Source organism: Methylomonas sp. 2BW1-5-20 (assembly GCF_052474515.1).
The window spans coordinates 3,247,714-3,260,454 of the sequence record NZ_CP184127.1 but is presented as its reverse complement, the minus strand read 5'-3'; the positions used below and the strand labels follow the sequence as shown (position 1 = coordinate 3,260,454).

General features: G+C 50.8%; 12 protein-coding genes. 11 read left to right on the top strand and 1 reads right to left on the bottom strand.

The features are described from left to right. Positions 1 to 7: 7 nt before the first annotated feature. The 10 genes from ACH50O_RS15010 (at position 8) to ACH50O_RS14965 (ending at position 10,864) form a co-directional block, all read left to right on the top strand. Positions 8 to 1,444, top strand: coding sequence for an RNA polymerase factor sigma-54 (locus tag ACH50O_RS15010; RefSeq protein WP_446808580.1), 1,437 nt, complete (start codon positions 8 to 10; stop codon positions 1,442 to 1,444). A 38-nt stretch (positions 1,445 to 1,482) separates the two neighbouring features. Then, positions 1,483 to 1,773, top strand: a complete 291-nt coding sequence (gene hpf / locus ACH50O_RS15005) for a ribosome hibernation-promoting factor, HPF/YfiA family (protein ID WP_036272894.1) — start codon at positions 1,483 to 1,485, stop codon at positions 1,771 to 1,773. 55 nt (positions 1,774 to 1,828) lie between these two features. Next, positions 1,829 to 2,686: an RNase adapter RapZ gene (gene rapZ, locus ACH50O_RS15000; RefSeq protein WP_446808579.1), complete on the top strand. Its 858-nt coding sequence runs from the start codon at positions 1,829 to 1,831 to the stop codon at positions 2,684 to 2,686. 35 nt (positions 2,687 to 2,721) lie between these two features. Continuing rightward, positions 2,722 to 4,080 carry a magnesium transporter gene (gene mgtE / locus ACH50O_RS14995; protein ID WP_446808578.1) on the top strand — a complete coding sequence of 453 codons (1,359 nt, stop codon included), beginning with the start codon at positions 2,722 to 2,724 and terminating at the stop codon, positions 4,078 to 4,080. A gap of 68 nt (positions 4,081 to 4,148) precedes the next feature. Beyond that, positions 4,149 to 4,886 carry a septum site-determining protein MinC gene (gene minC / locus ACH50O_RS14990; RefSeq protein ID WP_446808577.1) on the top strand — a complete coding sequence of 246 codons (738 nt, stop codon included), beginning with the start codon at positions 4,149 to 4,151 and terminating at the stop codon, positions 4,884 to 4,886. Between the two features lie 21 nt (positions 4,887 to 4,907). Then, positions 4,908 to 5,720 (top strand): septum site-determining protein MinD, encoded by an 813-nt coding sequence (gene minD, locus ACH50O_RS14985; RefSeq protein ID WP_446808576.1) that lies wholly within the window; start codon positions 4,908 to 4,910, stop codon positions 5,718 to 5,720. Beyond that, positions 5,720 to 5,974: a cell division topological specificity factor MinE gene (minE, locus tag ACH50O_RS14980; RefSeq protein ID WP_020483546.1), complete on the top strand. Its 255-nt coding sequence runs from the start codon at positions 5,720 to 5,722 to the stop codon at positions 5,972 to 5,974. Before minD ends, minE begins: the two co-directional genes overlap by 1 nt. A gap of 95 nt (positions 5,975 to 6,069) precedes the next feature. Continuing rightward, on the top strand, positions 6,070 to 6,267 hold the full coding sequence (locus tag ACH50O_RS14975) for a winged helix-turn-helix domain-containing protein (RefSeq protein WP_446808575.1): 198 nt from the start codon (positions 6,070 to 6,072) through the stop codon (positions 6,265 to 6,267). Between the two features lie 306 nt (positions 6,268 to 6,573). Then, on the top strand, positions 6,574 to 9,372 hold the full coding sequence (locus ACH50O_RS14970; RefSeq protein WP_446808574.1) for a glycosyltransferase: 2,799 nt from the start codon (positions 6,574 to 6,576) through the stop codon (positions 9,370 to 9,372). A gap of 244 nt (positions 9,373 to 9,616) precedes the next feature. Further along, positions 9,617 to 10,864 (top strand): sialidase family protein, encoded by a 1,248-nt coding sequence (locus ACH50O_RS14965; protein WP_446808573.1) that lies wholly within the window; start codon positions 9,617 to 9,619, stop codon positions 10,862 to 10,864. A 59-nt stretch (positions 10,865 to 10,923) separates the two neighbouring features. On the opposite strand, the gene ACH50O_RS14960 is transcribed toward ACH50O_RS14965, so the two are convergent. Continuing rightward, on the bottom strand, positions 10,924 to 11,820 hold the full coding sequence (locus ACH50O_RS14960; protein ID WP_446808572.1) for a phosphoribosylaminoimidazolesuccinocarboxamide synthase: 897 nt from the start codon (positions 11,818 to 11,820) through the stop codon (positions 10,924 to 10,926). A 69-nt stretch (positions 11,821 to 11,889) separates the two neighbouring features. Here ACH50O_RS14960 and djlA point away from each other — a divergent pair, with 69 nt between their 5' ends. Beyond that, positions 11,890 to 12,690: a co-chaperone DjlA gene (djlA, locus tag ACH50O_RS14955; RefSeq protein ID WP_446808571.1), complete on the top strand. Its 801-nt coding sequence runs from the start codon at positions 11,890 to 11,892 to the stop codon at positions 12,688 to 12,690. Positions 12,691 to 12,741: the final 51 nt, after the last annotated feature.

Sequence of the window (12,741 nt, the reverse complement as noted above, 5' to 3'; positions counted from 1 at the left end):
AATAGTCATGAAGCAATCTCTACAACTCCGAATAGGTCAGAGTCTGACCATGACGCCGCAATTGCAGCAGGCGATCAAGCTGTTGCAGATGTCGACCTTGGATTTGCAACAGGAAATTCAGCAAGCCTTAGAATCCAACATGATGCTGGAATTGGATGAAGAGGATTTGCCCAACATCGATTTTCGGGATAAGAAGCTCGATAACACCGATCAGGTGACCAGCGAAGGTTCGCAAACCGATATGCCGGATGAATTGCCGGTTGACGTCAGTTGGGACGATGTCTACGAAAGTTCGTTGCCTAGCGGCGGCGACGATAGTGACAGTCCCGAGTTTGAGGCTTTTCGCGGTAAGTCCGAGTCCTTGCGCGATCATCTGGTGTGGCAGCTGGAGCTGATTCCGATCTCCGACCGCGATTATGCGATTGCTACTGCAATCATCGATGCGGTGAATGACGACGGCTATGTGACCAGCGAATTGACGGACATTTTGCAGGGCCTGCAGGAGCAATTGGATGGCTTGGAGATGGACGAGGTGCAGGCTGTTTTGCACATGGTGCAAAATTTCGATCCGGTTGGCGTTGCCGCACTCGATTTGGCCGATTGTCTGGGTTTGCAGTTGCAACAATTGCCGGATACAACGCAATACAAGGCCGAAGCGCTGGATTTCGTTCACAGGCATTTGGATTTGTTGGCCAGTTGCGATCAAGCCCGGCTGATGAAGCGGATCGGTTTGAACGAAGAGACCTTGAAAGGCATATTGGCACTGATCAGAACTCTGGATCCGAAACCGGGCGCCCGCTTGCAGGAGTCCGATGTCGAATATGTGATCCCGGACGTGTTTGTGGTCAAGGTTAACGGTAATTGGCTGGTAACCTTAAATCCCGATATTGCGCCTAAATTACGGGTTAATCCTTTTTACTCCGGAATGATCAAGCGTGCCGACAACAGCCAGGACAATGTCAGCATGAAAAACCATTTGCAGGAGGCGCGCTGGTTTATCAAAAGCCTGCATAGCCGCAACGATACCCTGTTGCGCGTGGCGAAAAGTATCGTCGAAAAACAAGGTGATTTTTTTGAGCACGGTGCGATTGCGATGAAACCGATGGTCTTGCGCGACATCGCCGAGGAATTGGAGTTGCACGAATCCACCATCTCCCGGGTGACCACGCAGAAATATATGCACACGCCGCACGGTGTCATCGAGTTTAAATATTTTTTCTCCAGCCATGTCAGTACCGATGGCGGAGGCGAGTGTTCGGCGACCGCGATTCGGGCGCTGATAAAAGAGTTGGTTGGCAGTGAAAATCCGGCCAAGCCATTAAGCGATAGTAAAATATCGGACTTATTGAATGAGAAGGGCATTAATGTCGCGCGCCGCACCATTGCCAAATATCGGGAAGCGATGTCCATCCCTTCAACTAGCCAACGGAAAAGGCATATTTAATCTACTGGAAGAATAATTTTTAAAAACAGGAGTATTCCATGCAAGTCAGTATCACAGGTCATCACGTAGAAGTTACAGAGGCATTAAAAGCCTATGTTGATGAAAAAATTAGCAAAATCAAACGTCATTTCGATAACGTCGTTGATGTTCATGTCATTTTGACCGTTGAAAAGCTGGAGCAAAAAGCCGAAGCGGCCGTGCAAATCAGCGGAGCCAAACTGTATGCCGAAGATGTACAAGAAGATATGTATGCGGCTATCGACAGTATGGTCGACAAGCTCGACAGACAAATTGTCAAACATAAAGAAAAAAATCAGAACCATCGTTAATTTGAGGTTAAGCGATACAGAGTGAGCGCGGTTTTCGCTCTGTATCGATTTGGATATGAAACTTGTCATCGTCAGCGGATTATCGGGGTCGGGAAAAAGTATCGCATTGGATACCTTGGAAGACTGCGGCTATTACTGTATCGATAATCTTCCCGTGACTTTGCTGGAGGATTTTGTCGATCATGTCATGCTGAAAGATCAGGAAACCTACAGTAAAACCGCCATCGGTATCGATGCCAGGAACCGTAATCAGAAGCTGGCGGATTTTCCGGATAGTCTGGCATCCATTCGCGATAAGGGTATCGATTGCGAACTGGTTTACATGGAGGCGGACGAGAATATTATTCTGAAGCGTTACAGCGAAACCCGCCGCCGTCATCCGTTGACTACCGAAAGCCGGCCGTTGCGCGAGGCTTTGGAAATAGAACGGGAAATGCTGCGGCCGGTGGCGACTCGTGCCGATATTGTCATCGATACCAGTTATACCCATTATCATCAGTTACGGGATTTATTGAAAAACCGGCTGGGCGAGAAGGGCAAGAGCTCCTTGTCGATTTTGTTCCAGTCCTTTGGTTTTAAATACGGTATTCCGCTAGACGCGGATTTTGTGTTCGATGCCCGCAGTCTGCCCAATCCGTATTGGGCGCCGGAGTTGCGGGGATTGACCGGCAAGCATGCCGAAGTTATCGATTTTTTGCAGAACGAAGCCATAGTAAAGGAGTTTCTGCATGATATAGGCTATTTCATCGGGCGTTGGGCGCCGCGATTCGAGTCGGATAATCGCAGCTATTTAACGATCGCGATCGGTTGTACCGGCGGCCAGCATCGTTCGGTTTATCTGGTTGAAGCATTGAGTAAGCATTTTCAAGGCATTACTCCTAACGTTATCGTCAGGCATCGGGAATTGCGTTAACGCAATTGTCTAGCCCAATTTCTTGGTTTTTACCCATGACATCAGCAGCAAAGCTTGAAAACACCGAGCATCTAATAGATCGCGCGACGGAAGCGTTGGCGAGCGGTTCTCTAATCGAGATTAGAAATTTGGTCCGTTCCTTGTATCCGGCGGAAGCTGCGCATATTTTGGAGGCGCTGGAACCGGAACAGCGAGCGAAGCTGTGGGCCGTCATTCCGCCTAGTGTGATCGGTGATGTTCTGGTTGCAGTCAATGTCGAAGTGGGCAGCAGTCTGCTGAAGGTTACCGACAGAAAGGATTTGATAGCCGCCACCGAGTCGATGGGCGCCGAGGGGATGGTGGATTTATTGCATGTGTTGCCGGAGCCCTTGCTTTCGCAAGTGATGGAGTCCATCGGCGTGCACAACCGTAATCGCATCGAAAAAGCGCTTAGCTATGACGAGCATACTGCGGGCGGCCTGATGTCGGACGATGTATTAACTATTCGCGCCGACGTGACTCTGGATGTGGTAACGCGCTATTTGCGCTTGCGCGGCAATATGCCTGCAGCCACCGATAGTTTGATCGTGGTGGATCGCAAAGAGCAGTTTCAGGGCTTGTTGCCGATTAATCAGTTACTGACGCACGATCCGCACACCAAGGTAGAGTCGATTATGGATGCGCGTGCTACCGGTATTCCTTATGGCATGTCCAGTCGCGATGTGGCGGGTTTATTCGAGCGAAGAAAGCTGCTGTCGGCTCCGGTGCTGGCGGATGACGGCAAAGTGCTGGGACGCATCACTATCGACGATGTCGTGGGACTGATCAGGGAGGAAGCCAATCATTCCTTGATGAGCATGGCGGGCTTGAGTGAAGAGCAGGATATGTTCGCCCCGGTATTCAGTAGCGCCAAGCGACGGGCGCTATGGTTGGGCGTGAATTTACTTACCGCGTTCTTGGCGGCGTCGGTTATCGATTTGTTCGAAAACGCTATTCAGCAGATTGTTGCGTTGGCGGTATTGATGCCGATTGTTGCCAGTATGGGCGGGATTGCCGGCAGTCAGACACTGACCTTGGTCGTCAGGGGCTTGGCGCTTAGACAGGTAACGACCAGTAACGCCATGAGCTTATTGTTTAAAGAAGTGTCGGTCGGCTTGCTGAACGGCCTAGTCTGGGCGGTAGTTGTTGCGGTGGTGGCCGGTCTGTGGTTTCACAATTCGCACATTGGGGTGCTGCTGGGTGTGGCGATGCTGATCAATTTGGTATGTGCGGCTCTGTCCGGTGTGGCGATTCCGGTATTGCTGGACAAGATCGGCGTGGACCCGGCGCTGGCTGGTGGGGTCTTGCTTACCACCGTGACCGATGTGGTTGGATTCATGGCGTTTTTGGGTTTGGCAACCCTGTTTTTACTGTAAGGATCTGTGCTTTTTGTCACGGAAAATGATAGTATTTCAAGCATTCAGCAGCTGATTTTCCATACTCGATGTCAACCGGCGCACCTACTTCACAAAAAACAGCTTTGGAGTTTAAAAGTACCTCTTTGACGGTGCCAGTGCTGCTGTTAGCCAGTAACGACATCGCTCTCATTGATCAGCAGCTTCAGGAAAAGGTGGTGCAAGCCCCCGAGTTTTTTAAAAATTCGCCGTTACTCATCGATCTGCAAAAGCTCAATGCGCAAAATTTGGCTATCGACTTTGTCGAATTGGTCGGCTTAGTGCGTCGGCACGGTTTTATGCCGGTGGGGATTCGCGGCGGTAACGAAAAACAAAACGGCGATGCGTTGGCGATGAATCTCCCGCAACACTCGCTGCATGGCAGTAACGCGCCCCTGGTCAACAAAACGCCGGCAAAAACGTTGTCGACTCCCGCGCCGGAAGAACAAAAACCAGCCAATCAGTCGGTAGAGAATAAATTGGTTACTCAGCCGATTCGTTCCGGGCAGCGGGTTTATGCGAAAGGCGATTTGATCGTCACTGCAACCGTTAGTGCTGGCGCGGAAATCATGGCGGAAGGCAATATTCACATTTACGGATCCTTGCGCGGACGGGCGCTGGCCGGTGTGTTGGGTGATGTTAACAGCCGGATTTTTTGCTCGGATTTGCAGGCGGAATTGATTTCGATAGCCGGTATTTATCAGATCAGCGATGACTTGAAACAGGCGGCGCATAAACCCGTACAGATCAGTCTGGATAACCAGACGCTGATTATCAAAGATATTTAAGCTTTTCTTGGAGGAACAACATTGGCCAGAATCATCGTAGTAACATCGGGGAAAGGTGGCGTGGGCAAAACCACAACGAGTGCCGCCATCGCCATGGGCTTGGCGAAGCGCGGCCACAAAACCGCTGTCATCGATTTCGATGTGGGGCTGCGTAATCTGGATTTAATCATGGGCTGCGAGCGTCGCGTGGTTTACGATTTGGTGAATGTCATCAATAACGAAGCAACTCTAAATCAAGCTTTGATCCGGGATAAGCGTTGCGATCAGTTATTTATCTTGCCGGCTTCGCAGACGCGCGATAAAGATGCTTTAACGACGGAAGGCGTCGGTAAGATCCTGGAAGAATTATCTAAAGACTTTAAATATATAGTCTGTGACTCGCCGGCAGGAATAGAGCGAGGTGCTACACTTGCCATGTACTTCGCGGACGACGCTTTTGTGGTTACCAATCCCGAGGTTTCGTCGGTAAGGGATTCCGATCGCATGCTGGGTATTTTATCCAGCAAATCGCGCCGCGCCGAAAACGGCGAAGAGCCGATCAAAGAATATTTGTTGTTATCGCGTTATTCGCCGGACCGGGTAAAGTTGGGCGAAATGCTCAGCGTTGAAGACGTTCAGGAAATTTTGTCGCTGCATTTGTTGGGCGTTATTCCTGAATCCAAATCGGTATTGAATGCGTCAAACTCCGGCACACCAGTGATACTCGACGAGCAAAGCGATGCCGGTCAGGCTTATGCGGACATCGTCGCGCGATATTTGGGCGAAAGCAGACCACATCGTTTCATCGAGGAAGAGAAGAAAGGCTTATTTAGTAAGCTATTCGGGAGCAAGTGATGAGTCTCTTAGATTACTTCAGATCATCGAAAACCAATACGGCATCGCTGGCGAAGGAGAGGTTGCAAATTCTGGTGGCTCATGAGCGGGCTTCGCGAAATCAGCCTTCCTATTTGCCCGAGCTACAGCAAGAGCTGTTGGCAGTGATCCGTAAATATGTCAATGTCGGCCAGGATGCCATTACCGTTAATTTTGAACAGGATGGAAACCAGGAAACCCTGGAACTCAATATTGTGCTGCCTGACGAACGTTAGTTGCTATTGCTGCCTGACGTTTTATTCGGCACATGGCTGATCGCGCAACTAAAAACACCCGATTTTTTTTGTTGTTTAAATGATGAGGAGTTGAAATGGTAGATACAATTGGCGAAGCGGCTGGAGCAGTCTGGCAATTTTTGAACACGCATGGCGAAGCCAGCGTTAATAAAGTCACAACCGAAACCGGCTTAGGCAAGAACGATGTGCAGCGCGCTATCGGTTGGCTGGCTAAAGAAGACAAACTGAATATTGAAATCAAGGGGCGTGTAGAAACCCTTTCTTTGAAATAAAAGTTTCCCGCATACCTGCTTAAGGTTGAGCTAAGTGTGGCGGCATTCAATACCGGCTCTTGGCTGGCGAGGATGCCGCCGGTGTTTGTCCTTGGGCGGGTATTCTAAATATGCCGCTGTGTTTTGCTGGTAAATCTGTTACCAGACAGGATGGGTGGCCCGCATTAGACGCGCGCCAAGCGCTCTGTCGAAATCAGATGCTGTAATTAAACGCATTGTAGTCCGCCGAGGGATTGGCTGTGTAATGTCGTAATAACTAAAAATATCAATTCACATAACCCTCTAACGCGGAGTCTTTCTGTCGAAATGAAAGCGAAAATTGCCACATTTTTCACCTTGGTACTGTTGGTTGTCATCAACCTGGGTATCTGGTCTTACGTGAATAACCCGCTAAAACTGCCGTCGTGGAGCGATACCATGATGGGGGTAACCTTTAACCCCAAAGGTCGAGATTTCAATCCCGCCGACGGAGTTTTTCCAACCAGGGAACAGATTCAATCCGATCTGGAATTGCTGTCCGGTAAAGCGCATTCCATAAGAACTTACACAGCGTTGGAAGGAATGGAAGTTGTGCCCGAGCTGACTGCCAAGAATGCCATTAATTTGGCGATGGGCTGCTGGGTTGATCTCGTCGATGACGATAGCGCGGAAGAGGATGCGCAAAAAAGATTGGAGAACACCCAGAAAAGATTGGATAAAAACCATCGCGAAGTCGAAAGTCTGATCAATCTAACCAATCAATATCCCAAAACCATAGTCCGTACTTTGGTCGGTAACGAATCCTTGCTGCGGTTCAGAAATAAAATTAGCGGCACCGTCGCCCAGAAGGATCGTCAGGAGTTCGCCGGTTCGATGAGCGAACAAGATCTGCAACTAAAGATAGAGGCGGACGTTAAAGCCGAGGTTGCAGCTAAGGCCAACGAACTGATCGAGTATATTCGTGAAGTGAAAAAACGTACCTGGAAGCCGGTCAGTACTGCCGAGACTTGGGATATATGGGTAGCGAGCCCGGCATTGGCAGCTGAAGTCGATTACATTGCCGTACACATTCTGCCTTACTGGGAAGGCGTGCCGGTTGATTTGCCGCAAGGCGCGGAGGGCGATAATGCGGTCGAATATGTATTCAAGCGTTATTACGAATTACAACAGTTGTATCCCAACAAAACCATAGTCATAACCGAGGTGGGTTGGCCTTCCGACGGTCCGCCGCAAAAAGCGGCAACAGCCTCGTTGGCGAATCAAGCTAAGTTTTTGCGCGAATTCCTGAACCGGGCGACGGCGGAAAACGTAATTTATTACGTGGTGGAAGCGTTCGACCAGCCTTGGAAAATCAAGCTGGAAGGTACCGCCGGTGCCTACTGGGGCTTATTCAATGCCGACCGGCAGCCGAAATTCCCGATGGAAGGCGATGTATTGGCAAACCCGACATGGCGTAACTGGGCCAGTGGGGCGGCGGTACTCAGTATTATCTTGATGGCGGCGTTCTTGTTCACACGCAAGAGCTTGAAACTGCCGGGTAAATTTTTCTTCGGTATTGTCGCCAACTTGGCGGCCTCGGTCTTGTTTTGGTCGGCTTCGATTGCCGCTGCGCAATATCAGACCAGTTTTTCGGTGGTGTTCTGGGCGATTTTGCTCATGATGCAGGCCATGGCTATTCTAGTGTTGTTGACAGAGAGCCTGGAAATTTCCGAAGTCATTTGGCATAGAAAAGGCAGGCGGACGTTTACGCCGTTAACACCCTCGGCGGATTTTCGTTATCCGAAAGTGTCCATCCATTTGCCGATTCATAACGAGCCACCGGAAATGGTGCGTAAGACCTTGAATGCGTTGGCCAAGGTCGATTACCCGAATTTCGAAGTGTTGGTGATGGATAACAACACCAAGGACCCTACGGTATGGCAACCGGTGCGTGACGATTGCGATCGCTTAGGAGCTAGATTCCGTTTCTTCCATTTGGATAACTGGCCCGGATATAAGGCTGGTGCGATCAATTACGCCTTGACCAACACCGCCGAAGATGCGGAGATCATCGCGGTAATCGATAGCGATTACATCTTGAACCCGGATTGGTTGAAAGCGATGGTGCCGTATTTCGATCAGGAAAATGTCGGCTTTGTGCAGTCGCCGCAGGATTATCGCGACGCCAACCAAGGTGCCTTCAAGGATATTTGTTACTGGGAATATGCCGGTTTCTTCAATATCGGCATGGTGCAGCGTAACGAATTCAACGCCATTATTCAGCACGGCACGATGACCATGGTCCGCAAGTCGGCGTTCGACAAAGTCGGCCCCTGGGGTGAGTGGTGTATTTGCGAGGATAGCGAGTTGGGCTTGCGTTTGTACGAAGCCGGTTACGACTCGGTGTACTGCAAGGAGTCTTTCGGTCGCGGTCTGATGCCGGATACTTTCTCCGGTTATATGACGCAGCGTTTTCGGTGGGTGTATGGCGCGATGCAGATCATCAAAAAGCATTGGCGGCATTTTTTACCCAACAAAAAATCCTCGCTTACATCCGCGCAGCGTTATTACTTTGTGGCCGGTTGGCTACCTTGGTTTTCCGATGCGTTGGCGCTGCTGTTTACCGGAACCAGTTTGGTATTGACCGCGCTGATCGTGTCGGATCCTATCCACAGCGAACTGCCGGTAAATGCCTTCCTGTTACCGACCATAGGGCTATTTGCCTTTAAGATCTTGCGTGGCTTGTGGTTGTACAAGGCGCGGGTGGCCTGCTCAATGATCCATGCGTTGGGTGCTGCGTTGGCGGGTTTATCGCTAACGCATACCGTGGCGCGCGGTACCTTGCAGGGTTTGTTCACTTCCGGCAAACCATTCATGCGTACGCCAAAGTACGAGCAACAAGGGCCTTTGGTGGCCGGTTTGCTGATCATTTGGCAAGAGTTATTGCTATTGAGTTTACTGATTGCAGGTATCTTGGCAATGAGTTCCATCGATCATTTCGATAACCTGAGCGGCAGGCTGTGGATGGCGGTATTGGCGGTGCAGTCCGTGCCTTACGTGGCTACCCTGCTGACGATTCTGATCAGTGTTGCACCCAATTATTTTCCGGGTAAAAAACTCTCGGCGGATGAGTTAGACGCGGAATAATTAGCGTTCCTCGGTTTATATTTGCAAACCCTTGTCGGCTGAAAAGCTGGCAGGGGTTTTTTGATGGGAGATAGCCAATTCGAGTAAGATTATTTCGTTAGCCCTTTTATGGCGTTGAGATTTAACTAATAATGGTTTGCTCGGATTGATTGGATGAATCAAGAGTGCCCAGTCCGGTTTTGATGCCGTAAAGCGTTCTCAATTGACTGTGGCGTATGCCTAACATTCGTAACTTTATCAATAAATGATGATGAAATTTCATATTCCGTTGGCGATTATTATTTTGTTGACGTCCGGCGGTTGCGCCACTGAATCGACGGCACTCAAACCGGATGAGCAATCAAGCGGTCATCAACAGTATGCCGACAAAAAAGCGCATTGTGCCGATGGACAAGCAAGTCCGGTAATTGAGTGTTCCGAGACTGTAACGGCGACTTTCGACAATAAAGGGACTCTATGGTTAGCCTGGGTGGTTCGCGATCGTATTTATCTGCAGTCGTCGACCGATAAAGGTGCGAGTTTTTCCGTGCCGGTTGCGGTAAATGCCGAGCCCGAGTCGATTGCCGCGCGCGGCGAATACCGGCCGAAAATCAAGCTGGATGAGCAGGGTAATATTTACCTGACCTGGACCCAAAATCTGGAAAAACGCCATACCGGTCATATCCGTTTCAGCCGTTCGGTGGACGGCGGTAACAGCTTTTCCAAACCGGTTACGGTTAACGATAACCTGGATGTAATCGGCCACCGCTTCGACGCATTAGCAGTAGGGAAAAATGGCGAGATTTTCGTCGCCTGGCTGGATGCGCGAGACAAAGAGGCGGCCAAGGCAGGCAGGCAAGAGTACGCCGGTACCGCCGTGTATTACGCTTGGTCGGATAATGGCGGTAAAAGTTTCTATCCCAATAAAATCGCGGCGCCGCATAGCTGCGAATGCTGCCGCTTGGGAGTCGAAATCGATGCCGATAATTTGCCGGTCGTGCTGTGGCGGCATGTCTATGACGGCAACATCCGCGATCATGCGCTGGTTAAATTTAAGGATTGGCGAACACCAGGTCCGGTGCAGCGCGTCAGCGCAGAAAACTGGAAAATCGACGCCTGTCCACATCATGGCCCGGCTTTATCGATTACCGATGCTGGCGTTTACCATGCGGTTTGGTTTAGCGGCGCTGCGGATAAACAAGGCTTGTTTTACGGCCACTCCAAGGATGGCGGTCTGAGTTATTCGCCAGCCTACCGTTTTGGCGGTCAAGGTGCCAAGCATCCCAATGTGCTGGCAAGGCGTGAGCAGGTGACTGTGGTCTGGTCGGAATTCGACGGCAACGATAATCTGTTGCAGTTGATTAAGTCCACCGATGGTGGGTTAAGCTGGTCTCAGCCTGAGGTCGTCGCTAAAACGGCGGAAAGCGCGGACGATGCGTTTCTGTTGGGCGACGGCGAAAATGTCTATTTATCCTGGCAAACGGCGCAGGGTTATCAATTCAAGCCGATTTAGGCTCATTATCGAAGACCACCATCCCGCTTGTGGTGCGGGACGGTGGCTTCGGTATCGGTTCAACTTCCAATCAGTTTCAATTCCGCTTCCCGATATTTCTCCGCGCATTTTCTGCTGACTTCTTCCGGCAATTTCGGACCGGGCGCGGTTTTATTCCAATCCAGGGTTTCCAGATAATCGCGCAGATATTGTTTGTCGAAGCTGGGCGGACTGATGCCGACCTGATATTGTTCGACCGGCCAAAAGCGGGATGAGTCGGGGGTCAAGGCTTCGTCGATCAAATACAGTGTGCCGCTTTCATCCAGACCAAACTCGAATTTGGTATCGGCGATGATGATGCCGCGCTCGCGGGCGTAATCAGCCGCTGTCGTGTAAAGTCGCAAGCTGGCGTCGCGAACTTTGCCGGCCAGTTCTTCGCCCATTAACGCGACCGTATCGGCGAAGCTGATGTTTTCATCATGGGTGCCCATTTCGGCCTTGCTGGACGGTGTATAAATCGGCTGCGGCAATTGTTGTGCTTGTTGTAGGCCGGCCGGTAGTTCGATACCGCACACTGCTCCGCAACGTTGGTAATCCTTCCAGCCCGAGCCAATCAGATAGCCGCGTACAATGGCTTCCACCGGCAGCGGTTTCAGGCGTTTGACGATGATGGCCCGGCCTTCCACTTGCGCTCTTAAATCGGAGTCGGGAATCACGTCCGCCAGCGTCAAGTCGTCGCTTAAGTGGTTGGGAATAATGCCCCGCATTTTTTCGAACCAAAAATTACTCACCCTGGTCAATACGCGGCCTTTACCGGGAATCGGATCGGGCATAATCACGTCGAATGCCGACATCCGGTCGGAGGTGACGATCAGCAAATGTTTATCGTCGATTTCGTACATATCGCGGACTTTGCCGCGACCGAGCAATTTCAAATGTGGCAGGGAAGATTCGTAAAGTGCGGCGGGGGCATTCATAATACGGGTGCGGAGTCAGTGGAAAGTGGCTGTAATTTTATCATTAAACCTGTTGAGGGTAGGAAACGCATGAGTTGGTTGGGCAAGTTGGTAGGTGGGGCGTTTGGATTTATGTTGGGCGGGCCTCTGGGAGCGATTTTCGGCGCATCGGTAGGGCATCAGTTCGATACCGGTATGGACGGGATGGCAGGCGAGTCATTTAATCCCGGCGACCAGCAGCGGGTGCAAATGGCGTTTTTCACGGCAACGTTCGCGGTGATGGGCCATGTCGCCAAGGCGGATGGCCGGGTTTCCAACGAAGAAATCGGGCTGGCGAAACGGGTAATGGACAATATGGAGCTCAACCCCGAGCTGCGCGAAGCCGCTGTTCAATTGTTTCAACAGGGCAAGCAGGCCGATTTTCCGTTGACGGACGTGCTGCGGCAGTTTCGTGTGGAATGCCACCGCCGTACTCATCTGGTGCGGATTTTTGTGGAAATTCAGATTCAGGCGGCGTTTGCCGACGGTGTCTACGATGCCAAGGAAGAAAAGCTGTTGTTGGAAATTTGCGCGCAACTGGGCGTATCGCGCTTCGAATATCAGGTCATCAAGGGGCAAGTACAGGCGCAACATCGTTTTCAGCAATCAGGGGAACAGTTCCCACCTAAATCAGGCTTGTCGAAATTGGAAGACGCTTACGCTGTCTTGGGCATACCCGCGGCGGCGGCCGATGCGGATGTGAAGAAAGCCTATCGGCGCTTGATGAGTCAGCACCATCCAGACAAGCTGGTGGCTAAAGGTTTACCGGAGGAAATGATGCAGATGGCCAAGCAAAAGACCCAACAGATCAGAAAAGCCTACGAAACAATACGCGAAACAAGAGGGTTTTAAAAAGAGCCCGCCAGCCACGGAGACGGCTGACGGGCTTGAAATAAACAGATT